This is a genomic window from Fictibacillus solisalsi, from assembly GCF_900103485.1.
Classification (GTDB): Bacteria; Bacillota; Bacilli; order Bacillales; family Fictibacillaceae; genus Fictibacillus_C; species Fictibacillus_C solisalsi.
Window position 1 is genome coordinate 3,270,282 of the sequence record NZ_FNHW01000001.1, and the last position, 24,352, is coordinate 3,294,633.

Below are 24,352 nucleotides of genomic sequence, written 5' to 3' on the forward strand. Positions count from 1 at the left end.
AATACTAAAGTTTTTAAGTGACTTAGCTTGGATGAGTTATAAACTGAATATTCAGTTTTTTGCGATTGCAAGAAAAACGGGTTCAGAGTAACCCCGCCGGAATCGCGGGATTACTCTCATCCGTTACTTCCCAGTAAATTTAGGTTTTCTTTTTTCCACAAAGGCATCGACGCCTTCTTTAAAATCCTCCGTGCATCTCAGCATTCCGTAAGCTCTCCCTTCAATCTCCAAACCTGTACTCAAAGGGCCTTCTTCGGCGGCATTTAGGACTTCCTTGCAAACCCGCTGTGCCAAAGGAGAAAAACGGACAAGCTCGTCAGCCAAACTGTTCACTTCATTTTCAAGCTCGGCCTTGCTAACAACCTTTGTCAGCAATCCCCATTGATAGGCTTCATCCGCAGGAATTCTTCTTGCCCTCATGATCATATCCTTCGCCCTGGTCAGTCCAACCGCTCGTGCTACACGCTGGGTTCCGCCGCTTCCGGGAATCATTCCAAGGTTCATTTCCGGCAATCCAAGCAGTGTATCATCGGCGGCGATCCGGAAGTCGCAAGCCATCGCAATTTCAAACCCTACACCGAACGTATATCCTTGCAGCTGGGCAATAACCGGTTTTGGAGAGCGTTCGGGTGCAGCCACATTAACTCTTAAACGGGACAGTTCTTCAGGATGGGTTTCCATGAACTGCGGAATGCTTCCTCCTGCACTAAAGCATTTGTCGCCTTCCCCCTTTATGATAATTACGCGCACATCTTCATCCGCATTTAATTCATCAAAGATCTTGGAAAACTGAGCTCTCGCCAGCATGCTGATATAATTCATTTTTTCTGGCCGGTCAAAGATAATTGTGGCTGTTTGTGCCGCCTTGTTTTTTTCCACACGGATATGGTCATATTGAGTTGCAGTTGTCATTTTTATTTCTCCTCTCATAGATCAGCAATTACACTACTTTTTCTGTTCCAAATGGTTCAAATTCTCCGTCTCTGAGCTTCCGCCTCATGATTTTACCAACCGGGCTTTTTGGGATTTCCTTAACAAATACGTATTTGCGCGGCCGTTTGTAATTGGACAGTTGGGGATGATTCTTGCAAAACTCATCAAGCTCCTGGATGGACAACGTATGGCAGCCGGGAACAACAAAAGCGGATACAATTTGCCCCCACCTGTCATCCTCTTCCCCGACGATTGCAACCTCCAGTACCTTATCATGTTCGGCCAGCACGTCCTCTACCTCCAACGGATGGATATTCTCCCCGCCCGATATAATCATGTCATCCACTCTGCCGACCACGTACAAGTCACCGTCCTCATCCATCACTCCCAGGTCTCCTGTAAAATACCAGCCATCACGAATCGCTTTCTGGTTCGCATCTGGCCGATTCCAGTACCCTTTGAATGCTTCTCCCGATTCCAGGTTGACGATGATCTCCCCTATTTCATCTTTGCCCACGATTTCTTCACAGGTTGCTGTTGCATCCGGGTCCGCCCTGACCAGCCTGATGTTTTGGTGGAATCCCGGTTTACCGGCACAGCACGGTTTTTTGAATACGTTCGAATTGATCGTAAACGTGTAAACCTCTGTGCTGCCATAGTGGTTTACAAACACCTCGGGCTTTAGCTTCTCGATGCACTTTTCGGTCAGCGATGTCGTCATCGAGGCTCCCGCGTATCCGATCTTTTTCAGGGCAGAAAGGTCGTATTCGGCAAATTGGGGATGCTTCAGGATGTCATGGTACAGAGTGGGAACAAGATACAGACAGGAAACTGCTTCTTTACTGAGTAATTCAAGCGCTTCCTTCGCATCGAAGTCAGGCAGTATAACCAGTTTTCCGTTTAAAAAGGTAATGGAGAGCAGAGAACGCATGCCCATCGTATGGTAAAGAGGCATAGTGCCGAGTGTGCTTTCCCCTTCCGAATATTGATTCTGGATGATATGAGCAAGTGCCGACGCATACTCATTTTTATGACTTCTTGGCACGCCCTTTGGCTTTCCGGTTGTTCCCGATGTGTAAAGCATTAGCGCAATGTCCTCATCCTGAATGGCGGGTCTCTCATAGGTATTGGGGCTTCTGTCAATCAGTTCGGAAAAATAGATATCCGCTCCCTCTACTCCATTAAGACCAATATATACCGGCCGTTCGTTAAATCTTGCTTTTAACACAGCCTCCTGACTCGCATCTTCATAGACAATCGCCGTTGCTTCCGCGTCATTGAAGCAATATTCTACCTCCTTTGCCGATAGCCTGAAGTTCAACGGTGTGTAAATGGCTCCCAGCTTTTGCAGGGACCAATAAAGGATTACATTTTCTACCCGGTTTTTGAGCAGAACCATGACGCGATCCTGCTGCTTGATTCCAATCCGTTGAAGCGATGCAGCCAGTTTATCAATCTGGTTGTTCAGTCTGGCGTAAGATATACGCTCTTCTTGCTGTACAACTGCATCCTTGTTCGGAAACCGCTCAACTGCAAATTCAAGTAACGTTCCAAGATTCATGGATTCAACTCCTTTGCAAGACTTCTTTTTGGTTATCCTGAACCGTTTTCTGTACAGCCTTTACAATTCCGTCATAGCCTGTACAGCGGCACAGATGCCCTGACAGGGTCTCTTTGATTTCTTTTGTGGATGGCTGAGGGTTCTTTTCAAGGAAATCGGTGATGGACATTAAGATTCCGGCGGTGCAAAAACCGCACTGCAGACCATGGCATTCCACAAAATTCTTTTGAAGCGCTGTCATTTCTCCGTTGCAGGCCAGTCCTTCGACCGTCTTTATTTCCCTGTTATCAGCCTGCACCGCAAAGATGAGGCAGGACCGGACAGCTGCACCGTCCATGCTGATGGTGCACGCGCCGCACACGCCATGTTCACAGCCGACATGGGTGCCTGTCAGTCCGCATGTTTCACGAATGAAGTCACTTAGCAGCATTCGCGGTTCCACCCATTCGGCGTATGCTTTGCCGTTGATCGTCACATTTATCTCGGTTAAGGACATACTCCTCACCCCTTTGCTCTCTCGTATGCTTGGTGCACTACTCTCGCCGTCAATACCTTCGCCAATTGTGTCCGGTAAGCCGCAGAGGCGTGCAGATCCGATTCAGGCTCCACACTGCCAGCGACCACATCGGCCACTTTTTGCAGTGCTGCATCCGTAAGCCTTTCTCCTGCAAGAAGTTCTTTGGCATCGCCAATTAAAAGGGGAATCGCCTCGACGCCGCCAAGAGCCAGCCGGATATCTGAAATTCGGTCATGAGCATCAAGCTCGAGCTGACAGGCGGCGGCTACAAGAGCAAAATCCCCATGACGCCTCGCTATTTCCTGAAAGGAAGACCCGACCCGTCCCTTCCAAATAGGCAAATGAACTTCAGTCAGCATTTCGTTGGGCATCATGTCTGTCGTTAAAAATGTGAGAAAAAAATCCTCCGCATTCACGCTTCTTGTTTCGTCTTCTGAAGAGATATGAAGCGTACCATTGAGCGCCATCATTACTAGAGGAAGCTCGGCACTGGGATCGGCATGGACAATGCTTCCTCCGATCGTTCCACGGTTTCTCGTTTGAAGATGGCCGATATGTGCAACCGCTTCGGTAACGAGGCCGCATTGATCTTTGATGAGTTGTGATGTCTCCACCGTATTTTGCCGGGTCATCGTCCCGATCTTCAACACATGATCATCGCTCTCGATAAAATTCAGATCCTGAAGACCGTTAATGTCGATTAAACATTCAGGTGTGGCTAACCTCATGTTCATAATCGGCACCAGGCTCTGTCCCCCTGCAATAATCTTGCCGTCAAAGCCGCTTGACTCGAGAAGAGACAGCGCTTCCGGAAGATCCTTAGGACGGTAGTAATCGAATTTGGCCGGTTTCATTATGTGCTCTGCCCCTTTCTTTAGGCGCTCTGTTCCATTCGTTTTAATTCCTTGCCGAGTTTCTTAAAAAAGTCCTGAATGACCAGTTTTGCTACCCCTCCGAGCATTCGCTGGCCCACCATCGCTACCTTTCCGCCTACTTCCGCTTCATAGGAGTAGTTTAGGAGAGTCGAACGATCGCCATCCGGCGTTAAATCTACGATTCCGACGGCTTCTACCGTTCCCGGAGCTCCCTCACCCTTGACTGCCAATTTGTAATGACGGGGCTCTTCCAGGTCGAGGATCTCAATCGTTGAAGAGTAGTTTCCTTTGATAGCAGCTATTCCAATGGACAGCTCTGCTTCATACTTGTTGTCATCCACCAGCACAAGTTTTTTGCAGCCCATAATGCATTTTTCAAGCACATCAGGATCAAGGAGTACTTCATACGCTCTGTTTACTCCTGCCTCCAATACCATATTTCCTTTTCCTTCCATCAGACGGTCACCTCTTTATTTTTGTTTTGCTTCGCTTGATTCAGAAGCGTCCAAATTCGATTGGGACTGAGCGGTAATGTATCAATTTCTACTAAATATGGAGTGAGGGCATCACTCACCGCATTGGCGACAGCCACCGGTGCACTCATCGTATTGCCTTCCCCAAGGCCCTTGGCTCCGAGCGGAGTCATAGGAGATGGTGTTTCGATATGCTTGATCGTTACGTTAGGAATTTCAGGGGCAGTCGGACACAAGTAGTCCATGAATGATCCGGTTAGCAGCTGCCCTTTGTTGTCGTATACGAGCTCCTCATAGAGCGCCCCGCCCAGCCCGTGGGCAAGCCCGCCAAAGATTTGTCCATCGACGATGAGTGGATTCAGTAGTTTCCCGGCATCGTGAATTGTGACATAATCCAGAATACGTACCTCCCCAGTATCCGGGTCAATCTCCACGGTTACCAGATCAGCCACAAATCCGTACGTGACGGATGAGTTGATGAGATCATTTTCATCAGGCGGCTCGGCCGCTTTTACAGAGTAATAGTATGTTTCATAAATTCCAGGCTCCATTCCTTCTGGAAGTGAAAGAGGGTTCCAGTGGGCAGATCCTGCCGCTCTTTTTAATGCATATTTTTTTGTGGGGTCGTTCTTTTCATAAAAAGCACCGTCTCGCAGTTCCAGTTCACTCTCACTCACCTTCATCTGGTGAGAAGCAATTTTCATTAATTTATCCTTCACCTTGTGGGCTGCATAAAAGACCGCGCTTGAACCCAATGAAGCAAAACGGCTTGAATAGCTGCCTGACGCAATGGACCAGGCGCTTGTGGACGTGTCAAGCTCTGCCACCACCTTGATTTTATCCGCCGGAATGCTCAATACCTCTGAAACGATTTGTGCCGCAACGGTTTCATGCCCTTGTCCGGAAGGTGTTGTGCTGATTCTAACGTTCACGCTTCCCATTGGATCCATCGAAACGGTAGCCGCTTCCGAACAGCCCGATTTCGGCAACGATTTTGCCCGTTCTTCCGGAGTCAGTGCCACCGTGATATATCCCATGTTCGATCCGGATGGTTCGACGATACACGCAAGGCCGACACCGAGGATTTTTCCTTCCTTTCTTGCTTTTTCTTGTTTTTTGCGGAACTCCTCATATTTTCCGGTCTTCAGTGCCAGTTCGAATCCTTTCATATAATCCCCGCTGTCATACATGCCGCCTGAAGCCGTCTTATATGGAAATTGCTCTTTTTTAATGAGATTTTCGCGCATAACATCCGCCGGATCCAGATTCAGCTCGAACGCCACCCTTTGCATGATCCTCTCCAGAGGAAAATACAGTTCCTGGCCACCATAGCCTCTGATCAGCCCCGTAGGCAGCTTATTCGTCATAATGGCGTAAGCATCAATATGCAGGTTGGGAATATCATAGGCACCCGTTGAATTTGCGTGTGTACGGTACAGGCAGGCGGGCTCGGGGGCCCTGATGTAGGCGCCCACATTATCGATCATCTTCATGCGCAGCCCGGTTACCTTCCCGTTGTTCTTGACCGCAGCTTCAATATAGGTTACCCTGTCGGTTCCGCTGGAGCTGGCCGAAAGGTGCTCCTGGCGGTCTTCAATCCACTTTACCGGACATCCGGCAATCCGGCTGGCCACCGAAAGGAGCACCATGTAGGGAAAAGTTCCCGCTTTGATGCCATAGCTTCCGCCAATGTCCTTTGGAACAATAATTCTCAGCTTATTGCTTGGTATCTTCAGTGCCTGAGCCATGATGGCCTGGATAACAAACGGTCCGTGAAAATTGGCGTGCACCGTATACTGATTTTCACTCGATTCATAGTTTGCGATAATGCCGTATGTCTCCACAGGGGTTGCGGTATACTTTGGAAAAAGGTATTTATGCTTAATGACCCTGTCCGCTTCTTCAAACGCCTGATCGACTCTTCCGTAATGAAACGTACGGTGATTGGCGACGTTGGATCCAACGTTTTCATGAAGGATGGGTGCATCTTCCTCCATTGAACCCTCAATATCAATGACCGGCGGGAGCGCTTCATACTTCACTTTGATTCGTTCCATCGCATCCTCGGCGATATATCGGCTTTTTGCAACCACAACCGCCACAGGCTCTCCGACGTATCTTACTTTATCAACGGCGATTGGATAATAATGAACGGGCGCGCTGACACCTACACTGAACGGGTCAAGGTATTTCTTCACCTGCTCACCGGTTATTACTGCTTTTACTCCTGACACCTTTTCAGCCTCAGCCGTATCGATTGAAACAAGATTGGCATGGGGGCTGGAGCTTCTTAAAATGGCCGCTTGAAAGGTCTGGGCAGGGGTTCCGATATCATCAATGTATTTGCCTTGTCCGGTCAACAGCCGCATGTCCTCGACTCTTGTCACGGCCTTGCCGATAACTTTGCCCATTAGGAGACCTCCTTTCTTAATAGCCTTTTGTAATCGTCCTTGGTATCAATATCAAAAGGGTGACTTCTTCCCATTTCAACGGTTTGGGTGTCTCCGGAAAATTGCCTGATCACCTCGCGGCCCCCTTTGTCGCCCTTGACATCAAGCAGCCGGTCGAACATACGCCGTTGAAACAAGACAGGGTGCCCCTTCTTTCCCCGATAGGACGATTGATATATGGAATAAGCCTGGTTTCCCTGAAACTCCTCCAGAAGTAAATTAATCTCTCTGGTGGTGACAAGGGGCTGGTCCCCCAGCAGAAAAATGGCCGCTTCTGCTTCTGACGGCAACACATAAAGGCCTGATTTCAGAGACATCGACAATCCGCTGTCCGACTGATCATTCAAGAAAACCTTGCTGACCCCCGGAACAGAAACCTCTGCAAGCAAACCGTCTACTTCCGGGTTAATCACAATGATTACACCGTCTGCTTTAGAATTTACAGCCGCGTCTATGACGTGATGGATAAGTGTTTTTCCCTTGTGGCGCAGCATCATTTTTGGCGCTCCCATTCGTTTTGACTGCCCGGCTGCCAAAATGATGGCCCATGTGTTTTTTTGGAGAGTCACAATGCCAGTTCACCCACTTTCTTTTCCATGTATTTCGTGAAGCTCGTTTCCTTCATAACATGAAGCGGATTTCCGCTTCCCTTCTCCCGGTAGATCATGGTGATTTCCGCCAAAATACTGAGCGCAATTTCTTCCGGTGTTTTTGAACCGATATCCAAGCCAATGGGACTGTGGAGACGAGAGAGTTGCTCCTGGGTAAGCCCGACATTCATCTGATCCAACAGCTGGTACGTCCGTTTGTTCGGACCAAGTACCCCTATATATGGAGCAGCTGTTTTCAGTGACTGCTTCAAAAAAAGAGCATCCTGTTCAAAATGATGGGTCATAATGACCACAAATGAAAAGCTGCCTATCCGAAGGTCCGGCCATTCTCCCTTTGAAACACAAATGAGATGATCAGCCTCCGGAAAATATTGTTGGTTCACAAAAGCAGGACGATGATCGATAACGGTCACTTGCCAGTTCAATTGCTTTGCTCCTTTTATGAGAGGCACTGCATCCGGTCCTGCACCAAAAATGACCAGTTGTGGAGGAGGCGTGAGGGTTTCTGAAAATACAAGGGCCTCTTTCTCTCCATAAGGGATAGAATACACCCCTGCCCTTGATTGGTGAAAAGGAACCTGCTCACTTACCCATTTTTCACCAATCAACACAGGGTCAGACGCTTCTACAATAGTGGCGATGCCGACTTCATGGGCAAGTGCCGTTTCACAGATATCCATGCTACGGGCTGCCTTTTCAGGGTCACCCAGTGTATCAAAGGGCTCCAGGAAAATATCGATGGAACCATTGCATCCGAGGCCAAGCCCCCATAGATCGTCACCGCCGCCTCGGAAATCATAGCTTATCGTTTTACAGGATGCCGACTTTAACACCTCTTTTGCGTGTTCCATGAAGTCTCCCTCAACACACCCTCCGCTTAATAATCCGGTTAACGTTCCATCTTCGCTCCAAAAGCATTTGGCCCCTGATTTTTGATAGGTAGAGCCTTCCGTACGGATAATCGTCCCCAAAACTCCCCGGAGACCGTTTTGGATACAGCGTTTCATTTCCAGATAAATCGGGAGCATCTCACACACCTCCAGATGATATCGTTAGTCCCTGCTCCGCTTCTAAATGAAATTGCTCACGGTAATCGCTCGGTGTTATTCCAGTAAGTTTTTTAAAGGTAGTGGCAAAATATCCCGAATTCGCAAAACCGGCATTGTTGGCAATCACTTCAATCGGCAGTGTTGACATTCTCAGCAGGGATTTGGCTTTTTGCACTCTGACAAACGACAGATATTCAACAAACGTCATTCCTGTTTCCTCTTTAAACATTCTGCTGAAATAAGAAGGGCTCAGGTATACCCTGTCGGCTACACCTTTTAATGTGAGGGGTTCGCTGTAATAGATTTGCATATATTGGATGGCGCTGCCGATCGGATTTTTCAGATCTGCAGTAAAGGGCTCTTCATTTGATTTCATAACCCGGTTTATACTTTTGCTGAGAACAGGAATTAACACCCTGTCTAGCGTTTCAATCAGTTCATTTTTAGAAAGCGGTTTCAATAAGTAACCTAAAAAACCGGCATTGATTGACGATTGAACGAGTTCAAACATCTTTAATTGGGTCATCACGATAATCGGAAGGTCCGGATACAACTGAAGAGCGATTTTGCCAAACGCTATGCCATCGGTATCTGGCAAAGAAATATCAATCATGAGTGCGCTCGGCTTGCTTTGTTTCAGCAACAGCATCCCTCGATGGGCCGTACTGGATTCATAAATGGATAAAAAGCTGTATTTACTTCCCTGAATGATTGCACAAACTTCTTTTCGGCATTGTTTATCATTATCGACAATAAGTAATTCCGACACGTGTGCCCCCCCTCACATCCTTAAGGTAACGCAATTACAAAATCAGCAGTTTTAAAATCGAGTTTTGATGGTTTTAAAATTTTGTTATAATTTTCAGATATTATTAAAATAACCGACTATAAAAAGTCGAAATCTGTAGAATCGTTATCTCTATGAAACCATAATTACACCGCCCCGCCAACAGACAGCAAAGTGGTGTTTCCTTTTATATGAATTTATGAGATGACTTGCAGATCGACATGATTAATTGCGGTTCGACAAAGAATACTTGCATATCACGTCATTTCATAACCCCCTCCGAGCAAAATCCATAAAAAAAAGAGCGCTCACCCTGGCGCTCTTCACCCATCGCTGCATCCCGGTCAATGACATAGAGGATTTCAGGATTCTTCCCGGAAATAAGTTCCATAGAGAGGTTTTGCCCATGCACTGGATCGGCGTGACTAAAGGATTCTGTTTTGAGCTGCTTTTACAATAAACCTTATTGAAACAATCCTTTTGACACCATATATGTTATATAAAAAGCAAAACTCGCCTCAAAGTTGGCGAGTTCTTTTTATTATAAATTGCCAGTTCTTTCATCAAGCAGCCTTTGTTTACGTACAACTTTTTGCGAATCACACATTTAGTGTTGAAATCTTTCTACATTTCCATATTGCTTACCTTTTGGGGGTTGTGAACCTGCAACCATTTATCAGCCTCGTTAATCATCCAAGTTCCCATATCCTCTAAAAAAAGAATGATTTCATTTCGATTTTCTGTAGGATTAATCGCAGAGTAAACTGCTTGTTTCATTTCACATTCCTTCTCTGGGTAATACTTAGAAAATATCTTATACGCTGGATACAAGTCTCTTGTATACTTCTTTTCTTTCTCAATGACAAGTGCAAGACCTGCCCTAACGATGATTTTCATAATCCATGCGCAACAATCCAATATATCTTCTTTATCGTCATTGCCTGCAAGGTCTTCCTTAGCTTGTTGGATTTGATTCTTCAGGGTAACAAGATGTTGGTTCCCCAATGTTTTATCTGCCTTATAGTTGGGTAATTGGCCCCTTACATCTTCTCCATAAACACATACACTATGAGTCTTGATCATAAACGGAATGATTGAAAAGGTAATGGTCTCTATAATATCTTCAATATAATAGAAACTAAACTCTACACCATTTATACAATCATACTTTCTGTTCAACTCCTTTTCTGCTTTATCCACCCATTCCAAGTCGATTTCATTTGTCTCTCTATTCGTTAGTGCGATTGTATCCAAGTCTGAAACACTATATATACCCAATCCACGGGGAACCGATCCCCTGACATATACACTATGCAGATCGGAGCCCAAGTATTTTTGGTAATTGTCCACTACCTCTTCTATCACCTTATAAAATTCAGGGTTAACCTTCTCTAAATTTGAGTCGTTCATTATAAAACCATTTTCATTCGCCGAGCAAAAACGTCCAATATTTTTAATATAAGTCACCGTATCCTCCACCTTTGTCACAACATTCTAACGACACACGATTTATTGTCTATTATAAATATAATGTTAATGGCTGTGCCATAAATAAGGAAACAAGCTGAAACGATATTAAATAGGGGAAAGTGACGTGTACCAATACACACGTATATTTAATAAAGCACCCTAATGCGGTGTTGGGAATTTTAGTTGCGGTTCAGCAAGAAACCGTTGCATACCACGTCATTTTCATAAGTCCTTCTAATCCATGCCCATACAACTGCCGCCAAACAAACATAAACTGAAGAAACTTCTGACCGGAATAGAAAGGGGAAATCAACTTTGGGCAAATACAGGATTATAACGTTTGATGGAGGCGGCACTTTGGGGGCATTAAGCCTGCAGCTGTTGAACCGATTGACGAAAATAACGCCACAACTCGTTCAAAAAACAGACCTTTTCTCCGGAACTTCCATCGGGTCGTTTACCGCTCTTTCCTTAGCCAGCGGAAGATCGCCAAAAGAGACCTTCCGTTTTTTTAAGGAAGAAATTTTGCCGGCATTTGGTGTTTCCCGGCCAGGTGGACCTGTTTTTAACCAGCAATTACCGTATTCCGGTTTTATTAAAGCGGTACGAGAGTTTTTTCCATCAGACCTTCGCCTGAAGGACTTAAATCGGAGAGTGGTTGTGCCTGCGTTTCAGCTCTATTCTCGAGAATTGGATCGTTGGAACACTGTCCTGTTCCATAACTTCCCCGGCTCTCCTCATTTAAATGAAAAAGCGAGCGATGTCATTCTTAGGAGCAGCGGTGCCCCCGCTACCCAACGTGCCTATCAGAACTATGTGGATGGGTATATCTTCGCAGCTAATCCCAGTGCAGACAGCATCTCGTTGGCGGTTGGGAAAGCCTGCGTACCCCTGGAGCAAATTGCGGCTTTATCCATTGGAACAGGTGAAGCGCCGACACGCTTAAAAAGAGATACAAGAGGCTGGGGAATGGTGAGCGCAGATAACATCCGTCCCGAAAACCTGGAGGATTTGCCTCCGAACTGGGGTGTGCTTTTAGACCATGCAACGGATGAACCATTATTGCCCTTTCTTCAAGTAACCGGCAGCAGCGCCTCGTACAATGCAACCATGATCAGTGGCAACCTGCTGGGCAAACGTTTTTTTCGATTAAATCCGAGCATCCCCAGCCTCTCTCTAACCGATCCTGCCTCCGCTCCGATTGTTATCGAGATTGCGAACGAAACCAATTTAAAGCCTGTTCTTCAATTTGTGGAGAAGAACTGGGGGTGTTCGCAGCCAAAATAGCATTTTTTTGGAGGGCCTTTCTGTCGTTAGTTGCGCTTCGGCAAGGTTTAGCTGCATATCATGTCATTTTTATAAACCGTACCATTCCGCACGAGGCAGAAAAGAGCGCTCAAACCCGAGCGCTCTTTTTTTACTTATACACCGAAACTGCTGTATGCTTTTTCAAAACATCAAGCAAGCCTTCATTATCATTTGCTATATTGCGGAGGCTGAACATAAATGGATGGATGTCCGGCCAGAAACCGCTGTCTACGAGTTTATACTAAGCCAATTTTTTTGGTGGTTTTTTATTTTTGTTTTAAACAAAATTCTGTTGTAAAAATTGGATGTTCGTTATATAGTATAAATGAGAATGATAATCACTACTATTCCCTTTCCAAGGAGAGGTACATATGACAAACAACGATATTTTTGATGTGACGATTATCGGCGGTGGTCCTGCTGGGTTATATTCCGCCTTTTATAGCGGGCTTCGGGAAATGAAGACCAAAATTATTGAGTTCCAGCCACAGTTGGGCGGAAAAATACATGTGTATCCTGAAAAGATGATCTGGGATGTCGGCGGCCAGCCTCCCCTGCCTGGAGCAAAGCTTATCGAAAACCTTGTTCAGCAGGGACTGACATTTGATCCAGAGGTTGTCCTAAACGAAAAAGTAGAATCCATTCGTCGGGATGAAGATGGAATCTTTATCTTGCAGGGCAGCAATGGCAGAATGCATTATTCCAAAACGGTCATTGTGGCTGTTGGCAGCGGCATTCTTAATCCTCAGAAGCTTGATATTGAAGGCGCGGAGCGATTTGAGGTGTCTAATCTAAATTACACTGTAAAGTCTCTTCAGCATTTTAAGGATAAAACCGTGGTTATTTCGGGTGGAGGAAACTCAGCCATCGATTGGGCCAATGAGCTTGTCAATATCGCGAAAAAGGTCTACATCACCTATCGAAAAGAAAACCTTAAAGGCCATGAGGCACAAGTGACGCAACTGATGAACAGCTGTGCCGATTGTATTTTTAACACATCAATCTCAAGGCTGTTCGCATGCCCAAATCATGAGGTTATCGACCAGATTGAGTTAACGAATCATGAAACAGGGGAAATCTCTTATCTGGACATTGATGAGGTGATTATTAATCACGGCTATGAACAGGATGCCTCCCTTCTTCAAAACAGCAGCCTGCGTGTTGAACTAATCGACAATTTTTACATTGCTGGCAATTCTGCCAGTGAAACTTCCATTCCTGGTTTGTATGCGGCCGGAGACATCTTGAAACATGATGGCAAATTGAACCTCATATCCGGCGCGTTCCAAGATGCAGCCAATGCGGTCAATAAAGCCAAACAATTTATCCAGCCAGATGCTCAACAAGTGGCCATGGTTTCCTCTCATAACGAAGTATTTAAGGATCGAAATCGTGACTTGGTCAAACAAATGATCAGGTAAAGTAAAATATAAAGCATGTTCAGCCAGCCGGCTTGTAATCGGCTGGCTTTTTTTGTGGTTAGTTGCGGTTCCACATGGTTTAGTTGCAAATCACGTCATTTTTATACCTCCATCTATTCCGTGCCCATACAACCGCCGCTAAATGAACATAAACTACAAGGATACTTGTGATCGGATTAGAAAGGAGAATCAGCTTTGAGCAAATACCGGATCATGACCTTTGATGGAGGCGGCACTTTGGGGGCATTGAGTTTACAGCTTTTAAACAGGTTGTCGAACCTAACGCCACAACTCGTTCGAAAAACGGAAGTCTTCGCCGGAAATTCCATCGGCTCTTTCACCGCTCTTGCGTTAGCCAGCGGAAGAACGCCAAAAGAAACCTTCCGTTTTTTTAAGAAGGAAATTCTGCCGGCATTTAGTGTTTCGTGGCCTGGAGGCCCTGTTTTCAACCAGCAATTGCCGTTCTCCGGCTTTACTAAAGCGATACGGGAATTTTTCCCGGATGACCTTCGCCTTAAAGACTTAAAAACAAAAGTTGTTATTCCTTCGTTTCACTTGTACGACCCAGAGGTGGATCGTTGGAATCCTGTGCTGTTCAACAACTTCCCCGGCTCTCCCTACTTAAATGAAAAAGCGAGCGATGTTATCCTCCGGAGCAGCGGCGCACCCACGGCACAGCGCGCTTACCAGAATTATGCGGATGGCTATCTCGTCGCAACAAACCCATGTACAGCCTGCATCTCGTTTGCCGTGGGGAAAGCGTGCGTTCCATTGGACAAAATTGCGGTTTTATCCATTGGAACAGGTGAACAGCCAACACAGTTAAGAAGAGATACCAGAGGCTGGGGAATGGTCAGCGCAGATAACATCCATCCTGAAAACCTCGAGGACCTGCCGCCGAACTGGGGAGTCCTCTTGGATCAATCAACGAATGAACCGTTACTCCCTTTTCTTCAAATTACCAGTAGCAGCTCCGCCTATTATGAATCCATGGTCAGTGCCAACCTGCTGGGCAAACGCTTCTTTCGGCTGGATCCCCGCATCCCCAACTTCTCTAAGACAGATCCAACCGTTGTTCCCGCTCTGATCGAGATTGCAAATGAGACTGATTTAGAGCCTGTTGTTCGCTTTGTGGAGAAGAATTGGGGTTGTTAATGTTAGGGATGTAAGAAAGCCATCCAAATTGGATGGCTTTTTGCTTTGTGTTTGTCGTTTAAGGGGATATTTCGTGTTAAAAAGAAGGCTTTTGGGTTATTAAAGTAGTTTAATAGAGTTCACAATACGATTTTAGCCTCTTATTGGCCAATTTATCGGAATAGATGGAGTTTTACCACGCATTTCATTTCCATAAATTCACTTACTCTCAAAAACAGTTCTTTTATTCTCAAAAATTACAATCTATTCTCAAAATCGGTTTATTTATTCTCAAAAAGTCCTCTTTTATTCTCAAACGGTTGATGCCTAATGGATTTCGACAAATTTCGCCATATTTATTCTCCTGCTAACTGCCCTCCCGCCTTTCCATCACACAAAAAAGAAGAGGCTCCCACAAGCCTCTTCTCATGCATCCGAACGATTTACCTATTACCTGACCCCATAGGCCTTAATAATATCCTGCTTAATTCTATTTCCTGCGTCATCCCACGCATTGGCTCGTAAGGAAACAGAGCTTCCGGCTTTGTTTGGATTTTTAATGTCGGCTGTCCAGCTGTCTCCGTCACGGACGAGCTTCACGTTTTTCCAAGTTTGCCCTTCGTTAAATGAAACATCCAGTGTTGCTCCCTGTACGTTTCCGTTGCCGATGGCGTCTTTGATCTGCGCCACAGAGATTACGAGTTTCGTAGTTTTGCCGGCAATCGCATCGCCGTTCATATCGGTGTCGAGGTTATAATCCAGGGAAAGCAGCGGCAAATTGTATTTGCCTTCTGGCTGTGCCTTGGACCAGAATGTCCACTCGGTGTGCGTGCTAGTAGATGTATGCCAGCGCTTGGCATCCCGTGTGGCATCATTGACCAATTTGTACTGTGTGTTGGCTTCAGGGTAGTTTTTAAACGAATAGATGGCTTGCCCTGTACGGTTTTCCACGAGGGTATCACCCTGATAGAGTTTCAGCGTCTGTGTATTATTCGGATCTTCTCCCAAATCGGAGCCGGTGTGCCCTTCACCTGAGTCGGCCCATGCCGGAATGTTCATAACCAATGAATTATCGGAACGGTATGGCACCCAGAATCCGTCACCTAAGCGCGGACGCACAACGGGAGCAAACCAATCCTGGCTTAAACGCTCTCCCGGTTTATAGGACAGGCGGGTTTCCCGGACACCCCACGAGCTGTCGATCACTTGTGCTTCATGGTACCATGACGTTCCAGCTTGTGCAGACATCCATTCGGTGCGAACAGAGGGAAGATCAATTTTGTACAGAAATCCGATGCCGCGTGCAGAGTATGGACGGAAGTCATAACGGAACTCTCCGCCAGGCGCGTTGCGGTCAGAATGGTAGCGTGTATTGATTTTCGCCAGCTCACTAGTTTTTGGTGCATAGGACAAGTCTTTTGGAATTTGATCCGTATGCGGGTCCACCAGATCATACACGTACGGTGTATTTGGCGTTCCTTTTGCATCAAGGGTCAGATTGCCGGAACGTGCGGCTTTTATGACCTTATCCCCTTCTGTCCCGCTGATGGCAGCAACCGGTATCTTCACATCACTGCCCTCATTGTTTGCATAGTACTCACTGATTTCTGTTGGTTTATCGTTGGCCACGATCAGCATTTTGGCTCCTGCATTCAAGGCATTCAGAGCGCGCTGATTCGGTTTCACCTCATCGCTGCGGTCCACGATAACAATTTTGTTCTTCGCGTTTAGACGGTTATAATCCTCAGCTGATCCTTTACCTGCATAAACCACTTTGGCATGGAGGTTTCCTTTTAACAGAGTGCTTCCTGCCTGTGGAAGGTCATCGAGTTCATTTCCTCTAAAATTGATCGTCAATACCGGTTTCGTAAGACGCCAGCGGGTGAGCACCTCAAACTGTCCTTCTTTTACCTTCTTTGTTGGTGCGGCGTACATTTTATCGACAGCTACTGGCAGCATCCAGACGTCATCGACCGTTTTTGACCCAAGCTTGCGGAACACCTCCATACGGCGGTAGCTTGGTTCAGCCTTCTTTGGAACATGTGCTGTAATTTCGCGTGCTTTGCGGGCATCCAGTTCCACCGTCTGCGCTTTGTTCAGCTTCACTTCCGGATCGCCGACCACAGCTGCTCCCGCATGATCGGTATCTGTATCCACATCCATAATGGACATTGCAGAATAGGTCCCTTCCGGAAGTCTTACCTCCTTCGTGCCGTTCACTTCCACAAAGGTGGGATCCATGTTTTCGCTGAACAGTGCCACATAGGCCAAGCCTTCGGAACCATCACGGTCGGTTGCCTTTAAGGTTAATGAATAGCGCTCGTCCTCTTTAATCATTCCAATCGCCGTGTGAGCAGCAGCCTTGCCGTCAGACGTTGCGGTAACTTGTCCCTGGTAACGGGAGCCTAAAGCACCAAGATTCGGGTCAACCGCCACTTTTACTTCTGCTGATCCGTTTGCCGGTACAGTGACTTTGGCTGCAGACAGCTTAACCATACCTTGAGGGGCATCGTTTCCTTTTTGATCCTTGAATGAAGCTGTCACATTTACCGATACATCCTGATCACTGTCATTCGTATACGTGATGGTCTTTTCTTTTACAGCATCGTTTTCATGCGGGTAATCATAGAACCCAAAATCAAGGGAGCCTGTTGCCTTAATGTGGCCGAGTGTGGCCTGGACAACATCCAGACGGCCGGTTCCCCCCTGGTACGGTTTGATGTCCGAAAGCTCTTTTGTTGAACTCATCAGCGCATCCTTCAGCTGCTGGCCGCTCCAGTCCGGATGGCGCTGTGACAGGATCGCTGCTGCACCGGCGACGTGCGGTGTTGCCATGGATGTTCCGCTCATGCTTAAGTACGAGCCTGATCCCTGCGTTGCATATTTGGAGCGCGCGGCCGTGATATCCACACCTGGTGCGGTAAGATCCGGCTTGAGCGCCTGGTCTCCGATACGAGGGCCTTGGGAGGAGAAGTACGCCAGCTTGTCCGACTTGTCCACTGCTCCCACAGTGAGCGCCTTATCGGCGGCTCCCGGTGATCCGATGGTTCCCTCATTGCCGTAGTTGCCTGCCGCGATCACAAACAGTGCACCGGTTTCCTCACTCAGGTTATTAACCGCCTGCGCCATCGGGTCGGTCCCGTCACTTGCTTCAGAACTTCCGAGACTCATGGAGACAACCTTTGCTTTGTGTGAAGCCCATTCCATACCGTCGATGATCCAGGAATCGAGACCGGATCCGCTGTTACTCAAAACTTTACCAACGATAAGCTTGGCTCCTGGTGCAACGCCTTTGTATTTTCCGGACGAGGCAGCTCCGGTACCGAGAACCGTGGAGGCAACATGTGTGCCGTGGGCATGATGGTCGACTGCATCCTCACCCGGCACAAAGCTGACTGCTTCCGTCAATTGAGGCTGTATGTCCGGGTGAGTGCTGTCGATTCCCGTATCAAGAACAGCAACCGTTGTTCCTTTGCCGTCATAGCCCGCAGCCCAAGCTTCAGGCGCACCGATTTGCGGCACACTTTCTGCAAGTGTGGCTTCTGCTTTTCCATCGAGCCAAACTTTCTTGATCCCTTGTTCGAAATTGGCCGCCTTTGCTTTTGCCGGCTGTTCTTCTTTCGTAATATCGGCCCAGAAATCCTCCGCTTCTTTTTTCTCTGCCGAAACAGCTGCGGCGTTGATGCTTTCCAATGTACGTGTCTTTGATGAGCCTTCCGGTGCAGCAGGTATAACCGCTTTTGCCCGGGCTTTGGATTCATTGTACTGAACGATGATTGGAAGCTGTTTCGTTTGTCCATCTGTATAGCCGTCTTCCAAAAGCGCTGTAATGTTAAACAGCTGCTTGTCCAGTTTATTGGTTGCAAGATATGGCATCGCTTTTTGCGGGATCACATATGTATCCTTGCCAATGGTTAAAATCCTTGTCCCCGTATCTCCCTTTTCAGCCGGTTCAACGGCTACCGTACTCTTTCCGTCCCCATGTTCCGTTATTGTGACCACATCGCCGGTAATGAGTGTAATTTTCTTTTCGTCTTTCTTTACCATTTGCGTGTTCTGATCTTGCGATGCTTTTGTTACTATCGTGGATGAGTTCATGGCATTGACCGGCAGATTTGGAACAGCAAGCAGAGCTGTTGTCATCACGGCTGCCAGCCATTTTTTCGATTTTAATTTTCCCATCATACAATCTCCTGTCTTTTGAGTAATGATGTCCCCCTGACAAAATTCCGCGAACGATCCTCCCTTTTATCGTTGTTAAGAAAAAGTATAAGGGGAACTTTTCGGGCTGGTAATTGGGAAAATCTTGTGTAAAAGCTGGGTGAAAACCGTATCTTTCAGCAGTCTTTCAGACCGGTAAAAAAGTACCAGACACCAGGCAGGAGAAGAAGGCTGGATACTTTTCAACTTGGGAAAAAAGCAAAAAAAGGCAAATAAAAAAGACAATTGCTGTCCACAATTGTCCTAACCTTTCACCACTTCTTTTTCAGGTTCTATGGGTGAACCTATGTTAAACAATAGATTTTTCATATGCTTTGTGGAAAGCCGGAGGAAATGGTTGGCTTTCTCAAAGTCTTTCTGGTCCTCATAAAAAGAGGAGATCATTTCAAGGTATTTAAACCCCCGGGTAAAGCTTGAATATTTTTGTAAAACAGCAAGGCCATCCTTGGTCAAATAGTTAATCAATGCTTTTTGATTCCCCAGTGCTTCCAGGTAAAGGATCTTCAGCTCGATAAACTGAGGAGATTTCTCATCATAAAAATGGTCGAGTTCCTTTTTTAAAAGTACAACCGCTTTCTCGTGCTGATGGTCGCTGATCAGCGTTTCCGCGATACAGGCAACCGTCACATAATACGATGAGGAATACGGTTCTTTTATTTTCAAAGCCACAGCATAATTATCCAATGACTCCTTCATCTGCCCTCTCCGAAAATACAAAAAGCCTAAGTTATGATAGGCCAACGAACGGATTTCCCGGTCTTTCAGCTGCTCCTCATCCCTTAAAATGAGCTGCAGCATCTCGTAACTTTTCTCATATTCTCCGATGAAAATAAAATTAACAGCGAGGATCATCTTTACATAAACGATCCGCAGCAGATTATTGCTGTTCTGATAAACTCTGAGCGCCTTATACGCATAGTGAATGGAAAGGGAATAGTGATAAAGATGCCCATGCACCGCCGACAAATAATAATAGTAGTCTGTCACCTTTGTTTGATAGAGTTCAGCTTTTTGCTCGTTACGGCTGTGTATCGACAGGGCCTGGGCAAATTGCTGCTTCTGTCCATGGTAGACACCCTGCAAAAAATCCCATAAAAACAATTCGAATGGGGAGAATTTCGACTGGTACTTTTTCATTTGAGGAGCTGTTTGTTCAAACTCCCCGAGTTCATTTGTCATGAGCATGTATCGAAGCCGGCACAGCTCATACAGATAGATCATTTCTGTGCATTGTATGTAATCTTTTTGTTTCTCCAGTACTTTATACAATTGTTGAGCCGAATCCTTTTGCAGCCGTTCCATGCTGTCAAAGAAGGTTTCAAGCAGGCGGCTGATCTGGCTGCTTTTCCTGTTTTCTTCTTCTGTCGAAATGTTCAGCCTCTCGCACAGCAGCTGCAGCGTTTTCGGATTCGCATCTTTTACGTTGTTCTCAATCTTGCTTAAGTGAGTCACCGAGCAAATCCCCTGGCAGAGCTGTTCCTGTGTTTTGTTCTGCTTCCTGCGATGATAATAAATGATTCTCCCTATGGACATCCCACCCACTCGCTTTCCCGTATCGTATCCTTATAAATTACGGAAAAGCACGCTCATTCCCTGCAAAAATTGTGGAATTTCCCCGGAAATAACCAAGAGTATATAAAAAAGCCAGCAGGTCCGCGTGGCCTGGCTGGCTTTTTGGATATTTAGTTGCGGTTCTACAAAAAACAGTTGCTAATCACGTCCATTTATTTTGTAATCAAGTCCAAATCAACGGGAATAAACTTACCTACTTTTTCTTTCTTGCTGACTTTTACCGCTGTTTGTACGGCTTCTGAACCGATCATGTCCGGTTTTTGGGCAACGGTTGCTGCCATTTTTCCATCTTTGATCGCTTTTTGCGCATCATCTGTGGCATCAAAGCCGACAACAATCACATCTTTCAAACCAGCAGCTTCCAGCGCTTGAAGTGCGCCAAGCGCCATTTCGTCGTTGTGCGCGAATACTGCGTCTACATTTTTGTTGCCTTGAAGGATGTTTTCCATAACATTCAAGCCTTTGGCACGGTCAAAGCTTGCCGTTTGCTTCGCTACGACTTTGATTCCTTTTTCGTTATCAACAGCTTTATGGAACCCTTCTCCACGCTCACGGGCAGCTGAAGATCCGGAAATCCCTTCAAGTTCAACGACATTTCCTTTGCCTTTCAGTTGCTTGGCAATGTATTCGCCTGCCATTTTACCGCCTTCCACGTTATCAGATGCGATATGGGAGACTACTTTTCCGCCTTCTGCACTTCGGTCAACGGTGATGACCGGAATGCCTGCGCTGTTTGCTGATTCAATGGCTGAGGAAATGGCAGCAGAATCGGTTGGATTCACAAGGAGCACGTCCACCCCTTGCTGAATCAAATCCTCGATGTCATTCGCTTGTTTTGCGGAATCGTCCTGTGCATCTACAGACTTAAGCTGCACGCCTGCTTTTTTCGCTTCTTTTTGAGCACCTTCTTTTAACGTAACAAAGAACGGATTGTTTAACGTGGAGATGGAAAGACCGACTTTCAAATCACCTTTGCCTTTTTTGTTGCTGTCACTCTCTGTGCCTGGTGCTTTTGTGGAGCAAGCAGTCAAGAGCAAAGCTCCAACCAGCAATAGAACAAAACTTTTAACCATGGTTTTCATAGTGTATTCCTCCCATTATTTTCAATAAAATTAAGCGGCTTTCTTACGGTCTAGCAATACGGCGAGAAGGATGACCCCACCCTTTACGACCTGCTGATAAAAGGATGAAACGTTTAATAGATTAAGCCCGTTGTTCAGTACACCGATAATAAGAGCACCGACCAGTGTTCCGAAAATCCATCCTCTGCCACCTGACAGGCTTGTTCCGCCAAGTACAACTGCTGCGATCGCATCGAGTTCGTACGCGGTACCTGCTGTTGGCTGTGCGGAATTCAATCGGGATGTGAGGATGATTCCTGCAAAGGCAGAAAGCAAACCAGTCAGCGAGTAGATCATCACCTTGATGCGGTCGACTTTAATCCCGGAGAGCAGTGAGGCTTCCTCATTTCCTCCGATGGCGTATGTTCTTCTTCCGAAGGTCGTCTTTTTCAAAAGAAACCAAAGAACGGCGAAGGATGCGAGCATCCAGATGACCGGAATCGGAATACCTGCGAAATAGCCGCGGCCCATCAATACAAAGCTCATATCATCAGAAAGGCCTGTGATCGGTTTTCCGTCGGTATACACAAGGGTCAGTCCCCGGAACACAGTCATGGTAGCAAGGGTTGCGATGAACGGTGCCACCTTCCCTTTCGTGATGATCAAACCATTGATTGCACCCATGACGGCTCCCGCTGCCAATCCGACAAGCATAGCGAGGATCGGATCGGTACCGCCGGCCATCAGTCCTGCCGTTATGGCTCCGGAAAGTGCGAGCATCGAGCCGACGGACAGATCAATCCCTCCCGTCAGGATGACAAAGGTGAGTCCAAATGCAATCAAGGCATTAATGGACACCTGCCGCAGCACATTTAAAATATTGGCCAATGTGAAAAACTGCGGACTTAATATGGAAAGAACGATTAAGATAATAGCCAGTCCGATAAGCGGACCCAGTTTCTGAAAAATGCTGATCTTTCTTGTTGATGCAGACATTCTTACATCCCTCCTGTTGCAGCATGCATGATTTTCTCCTGATCGGCTTCCTCACGATGCAGGATTTTCGCAATCTTTCCTTCATGAATGACGAGAATCCGGTCACTCATGCCAAGGACTTCGGGTAGCTCGGAAGATACCATAATGATCGACACTCCCTGCTCGGTCAGTTCATTCATGATCTGGTAGATTTCCTTCTTGGCGCCAACATCGACTCCGCGCGTCGGCTCATCAAGGATCAATACCTTCGGCTCATTATTGACCCATTTACCAATGACAATCTTTTGCTGATTTCCTCCGCTCAGCGACTTGACGGTTTGTTCCGGACCCGATGTTTTTACGTGAAGCTTCTTGATCAGCCGGTCGGTTTCTTCCTGTTCCGATCGGCCAGAAAGAATTCCATTTTTTGAGACCGCTTTCAAATTGGTGAGTGTAAAGTTTTCCCGGACGGTCATATCGATCACAAGCCCCTTGTCTTTACGGTCTTCCGTGACAAAAGCCAATCCAGCAGCAATGGCATCCGCCGGTTTAGAAATGTTCAAGCGCTGTCCGTCCAGATAGACGGCACCGCTGTCCTTCTTTTTGTATCCAAAAATGGCTTCCATGATCTCGGTGCGGCCAGCACCCATCAATCCGGCGACTCCAAGGATTTCTCCCTGCTTTACATCAAAATGAATGTCCCTAAAGTGCTCATTTCGTGAAAGGTTTTCCACTCTGAGCCGTTCCGGTCCAATCGCGGCCTGCCGTTCCGGGAACCGTTCACCGAGCTCGCGGCCCACCATCATGGAAACAATTTCATCGAAGTTCGTTTCACTTACCGTTTTCGTCCCGATAAAATTGCCGTCCCGCAGCACAGAGATTCGGTCACAAATCCTGAAGATCTCTTCCATCCGGTGAGAAATATACACAATGCCCACACCCTGGTTTCTCAGTTTTTCGATAACCTCAAAAAGAGCCTCGATTTCACGGTCGGTCAGTGCGGCGGTCGGCTCGTCCATAATAATGCAGTCCGAGTTCGTTTCAAGCACTTTTGCAATTTCGATCATCTGTTGCTGCCCCACGGACAGTTCGCCAGCGACCGCCTCGGGATCGATCTTAACTCCCAATGCTTCCAGTGCCTTTCTTGCTTGTTTTCGCATTGCACCAGTCCGTAAAATACCGCTTTTTCCATAAGTCAGTTCTTTACCGAGAAACAGATTTTCGGTAACCGTTAAATATGGAATAATGTTCAGCTCTTGATGGACAACGCCGATTCCCATTTCTTCTGCTTCCTTAGGCGAGGAAAAATGAACCTCTTGTCCTTTAACCATGGCTGTTCCCTTGTCCCGCTGGTAGATGCCGGCCATAATTTTCATTAATGTTGATTTGCCTGCGCCATTTTCTCCCATAAGTGCGTGTACCTCTCCGGGCCTCACTTCAAAATTCACATCTTTTAACACGTGTACATCTGAAAAAGATTTATAAATTCCGTTTAACTGAACAAGTGGTGTTTCATTCATCAGAAAATCACCCCCGCATGTAAGATAATGTTGGCATAAGGTGTGGTTTCACCTGTGCGGATGACCGCTTTCGCGTTTTTCGTTAACTCTTTGAACGTTTCGTGCGGCACCTTCTGCTGTTTTGCTTCAGGCACCAAGTCTTCGATTTGCTGAAGGTAGGTGCGGTTTTCCTGCAGCTCCTCAGCAAGCGTGATCTCTTCTGTCTCCATGTCCTCCACAACCGCCTTCAAGGTTTCAAGAAAACCTGGTGTACCTATGGTCAGTGAGATGTCGATCCGTTTGACGCCGTCTGGGATCGGCAGTCCGCAGTCTGCGATCACGATGGTGTCTGTATGCCCGAGCCGTGCAAGAACAGCCGCAATCTCGCTGTTCAGCATCCCGTGTTTTTTCAATTGCCTCACCTCTTTTTCGTGC

Annotated in this window: 19 protein-coding genes; 3 read left to right on the forward strand and 16 right to left on the reverse strand. The window is 46.7% G+C overall.

The window, feature by feature from the left end:
- Nucleotides 1-123 precede the first annotated feature (123 nt).
- From BLT53_RS16480 to BLT53_RS16525, 10 genes are all read right to left on the reverse strand, one after another.
- Entirely contained in the window at nucleotides 124-912 is a 789-nt protein-coding gene (locus BLT53_RS16480; RefSeq protein ID WP_090236339.1) for an enoyl-CoA hydratase/isomerase family protein, read from the reverse strand.
- 28 nt (nucleotides 913-940) lie between these two features.
- Nucleotides 941-2,494 carry a class I adenylate-forming enzyme family protein gene (locus BLT53_RS16485; protein WP_090236340.1) on the reverse strand — a complete coding sequence of 518 codons (1,554 nt, stop codon included), beginning with the start codon at nucleotides 2,492-2,494 and terminating at the stop codon, nucleotides 941-943.
- A gap of 4 nt (nucleotides 2,495-2,498) precedes the next feature.
- On the reverse strand, nucleotides 2,499-2,990 hold the full coding sequence (locus tag BLT53_RS16490; protein WP_090236342.1) for a (2Fe-2S)-binding protein: 492 nt from the start codon (nucleotides 2,988-2,990) through the stop codon (nucleotides 2,499-2,501).
- A 5-nt stretch (nucleotides 2,991-2,995) separates the two neighbouring features.
- Entirely contained in the window at nucleotides 2,996-3,865 is an 870-nt protein-coding gene (locus BLT53_RS16495) for an FAD binding domain-containing protein (RefSeq protein WP_090236343.1), read from the reverse strand.
- Between the two features lie 20 nt (nucleotides 3,866-3,885).
- Nucleotides 3,886-4,341: an SRPBCC family protein gene (locus BLT53_RS16500; protein ID WP_090236345.1), complete on the reverse strand. Its 456-nt coding sequence runs from the start codon at nucleotides 4,339-4,341 to the stop codon at nucleotides 3,886-3,888.
- Nucleotides 4,341-6,770: a xanthine dehydrogenase family protein molybdopterin-binding subunit gene (locus BLT53_RS16505; RefSeq protein WP_090236346.1), complete on the reverse strand. Its 2,430-nt coding sequence runs from the start codon at nucleotides 6,768-6,770 to the stop codon at nucleotides 4,341-4,343. Before BLT53_RS16505 ends, BLT53_RS16500 begins: the two co-directional genes overlap by 1 nt.
- Nucleotides 6,770-7,378 carry a nucleotidyltransferase family protein gene (locus BLT53_RS16510; protein WP_244520441.1) on the reverse strand — a complete coding sequence of 203 codons (609 nt, stop codon included), beginning with the start codon at nucleotides 7,376-7,378 and terminating at the stop codon, nucleotides 6,770-6,772. The genes BLT53_RS16505 and BLT53_RS16510 overlap by 1 nt, the downstream gene beginning before the upstream one ends.
- Entirely contained in the window at nucleotides 7,375-8,448 is a 1,074-nt protein-coding gene (locus BLT53_RS16515; protein WP_090236349.1) for an XdhC family protein, read from the reverse strand. Before BLT53_RS16515 ends, BLT53_RS16510 begins: the two co-directional genes overlap by 4 nt.
- A gap of 1 nt (nucleotide 8,449) precedes the next feature.
- Nucleotides 8,450-9,238, reverse strand: coding sequence for a response regulator transcription factor (locus tag BLT53_RS16520; RefSeq protein WP_090236350.1), 789 nt, complete (start codon nucleotides 9,236-9,238; stop codon nucleotides 8,450-8,452).
- Nucleotides 9,239-9,880: 642 nt separating this feature from the next.
- Entirely contained in the window at nucleotides 9,881-10,723 is an 843-nt protein-coding gene (locus BLT53_RS16525; RefSeq protein WP_090236352.1) for a nucleotidyltransferase, read from the reverse strand.
- 318 nt (nucleotides 10,724-11,041) lie between these two features.
- On the opposite strand from BLT53_RS16525, the gene BLT53_RS16530 reads away from it, so the two are divergent.
- The 3 genes from BLT53_RS16530 (at nucleotide 11,042) to BLT53_RS16540 (ending at nucleotide 14,610) form a co-directional block, all read left to right on the forward strand.
- Nucleotides 11,042-12,013 carry a patatin-like phospholipase family protein gene (locus tag BLT53_RS16530; RefSeq protein ID WP_090236353.1) on the forward strand — a complete coding sequence of 324 codons (972 nt, stop codon included), beginning with the start codon at nucleotides 11,042-11,044 and terminating at the stop codon, nucleotides 12,011-12,013.
- A gap of 392 nt (nucleotides 12,014-12,405) precedes the next feature.
- Nucleotides 12,406-13,455 (forward strand): NAD(P)/FAD-dependent oxidoreductase, encoded by a 1,050-nt coding sequence (locus BLT53_RS16535; protein WP_090236355.1) that lies wholly within the window; start codon nucleotides 12,406-12,408, stop codon nucleotides 13,453-13,455.
- A 195-nt stretch (nucleotides 13,456-13,650) separates the two neighbouring features.
- Nucleotides 13,651-14,610 (forward strand): patatin-like phospholipase family protein, encoded by a 960-nt coding sequence (locus BLT53_RS16540; RefSeq protein WP_090236357.1) that lies wholly within the window; start codon nucleotides 13,651-13,653, stop codon nucleotides 14,608-14,610.
- A gap of 429 nt (nucleotides 14,611-15,039) precedes the next feature.
- On the opposite strand, the gene BLT53_RS16545 is transcribed toward BLT53_RS16540, so the two are convergent.
- The 6 genes from BLT53_RS16545 to rbsD all read right to left on the reverse strand — a co-directional run bounded on the left by BLT53_RS16545 (nucleotide 15,040) and on the right by rbsD (nucleotide 24,330).
- Complete coding sequence (locus BLT53_RS16545) at nucleotides 15,040-18,771, reverse strand: S8 family serine peptidase (RefSeq protein WP_090236358.1); 3,732 nt, start codon at nucleotides 18,769-18,771, stop codon at nucleotides 15,040-15,042.
- A gap of 282 nt (nucleotides 18,772-19,053) precedes the next feature.
- Nucleotides 19,054-20,343 carry a helix-turn-helix domain-containing protein gene (locus BLT53_RS16550; RefSeq protein ID WP_090236360.1) on the reverse strand — a complete coding sequence of 430 codons (1,290 nt, stop codon included), beginning with the start codon at nucleotides 20,341-20,343 and terminating at the stop codon, nucleotides 19,054-19,056.
- Nucleotides 20,344-20,534: 191 nt separating this feature from the next.
- Nucleotides 20,535-21,464 carry a ribose ABC transporter substrate-binding protein RbsB gene (gene rbsB / locus BLT53_RS16555; protein ID WP_090236361.1) on the reverse strand — a complete coding sequence of 310 codons (930 nt, stop codon included), beginning with the start codon at nucleotides 21,462-21,464 and terminating at the stop codon, nucleotides 20,535-20,537.
- 30 nt (nucleotides 21,465-21,494) lie between these two features.
- A complete protein-coding gene (locus BLT53_RS16560; protein WP_090236362.1) occupies nucleotides 21,495-22,439 on the reverse strand; it encodes an ABC transporter permease subunit in 945 nt (314 codons plus the stop codon).
- A 2-nt stretch (nucleotides 22,440-22,441) separates the two neighbouring features.
- Nucleotides 22,442-23,938 carry a sugar ABC transporter ATP-binding protein gene (locus BLT53_RS16565; RefSeq protein WP_090236364.1) on the reverse strand — a complete coding sequence of 499 codons (1,497 nt, stop codon included), beginning with the start codon at nucleotides 23,936-23,938 and terminating at the stop codon, nucleotides 22,442-22,444.
- Entirely contained in the window at nucleotides 23,938-24,330 is a 393-nt protein-coding gene (gene rbsD / locus BLT53_RS16570; protein WP_090236365.1) for a D-ribose pyranase, read from the reverse strand. Before rbsD ends, BLT53_RS16565 begins: the two co-directional genes overlap by 1 nt.
- Nucleotides 24,331-24,352: the final 22 nt, after the last annotated feature.

Coding starts and splice junctions, on each gene's coding strand:
- BLT53_RS16480 (WP_090236339.1), bottom strand. CDS start 912: ATGACAACTGCAACTCAATATGACCATATCCGTGTGGAAAAAAACAAG.
- BLT53_RS16485 (WP_090236340.1), bottom strand. CDS start 2,494: ATGAATCTTGGAACGTTACTTGAATTTGCAGTTGAGCGGTTTCCGAAC.
- BLT53_RS16490 (WP_090236342.1), bottom strand. CDS start 2,990: ATGTCCTTAACCGAGATAAATGTGACGATCAACGGCAAAGCATACGCC.
- BLT53_RS16495 (WP_090236343.1), bottom strand. CDS start 3,865: ATGAAACCGGCCAAATTCGATTACTACCGTCCTAAGGATCTTCCGGAA.
- BLT53_RS16500 (WP_090236345.1), bottom strand. CDS start 4,341: ATGGAAGGAAAAGGAAATATGGTATTGGAGGCAGGAGTAAACAGAGCG.
- BLT53_RS16505 (WP_090236346.1), bottom strand. CDS start 6,770: ATGGGCAAAGTTATCGGCAAGGCCGTGACAAGAGTCGAGGACATGCGG.
- BLT53_RS16515 (WP_090236349.1), bottom strand. CDS start 8,448: ATGCTCCCGATTTATCTGGAAATGAAACGCTGTATCCAAAACGGTCTC.
- BLT53_RS16535 (WP_090236355.1), top strand. CDS start 12,406: ATGACAAACAACGATATTTTTGATGTGACGATTATCGGCGGTGGTCCT.
- BLT53_RS16545 (WP_090236358.1), bottom strand. CDS start 18,771: ATGGGAAAATTAAAATCGAAAAAATGGCTGGCAGCCGTGATGACAACA.
- BLT53_RS16550 (WP_090236360.1), bottom strand. CDS start 20,343: ATGTCCATAGGGAGAATCATTTATTATCATCGCAGGAAGCAGAACAAA.
- rbsB (WP_090236361.1), bottom strand. CDS start 21,464: ATGAAAACCATGGTTAAAAGTTTTGTTCTATTGCTGGTTGGAGCTTTG.
- BLT53_RS16560 (WP_090236362.1), bottom strand. CDS start 22,439: ATGTCTGCATCAACAAGAAAGATCAGCATTTTTCAGAAACTGGGTCCG.
- BLT53_RS16565 (WP_090236364.1), bottom strand. CDS start 23,938: ATGAATGAAACACCACTTGTTCAGTTAAACGGAATTTATAAATCTTTT.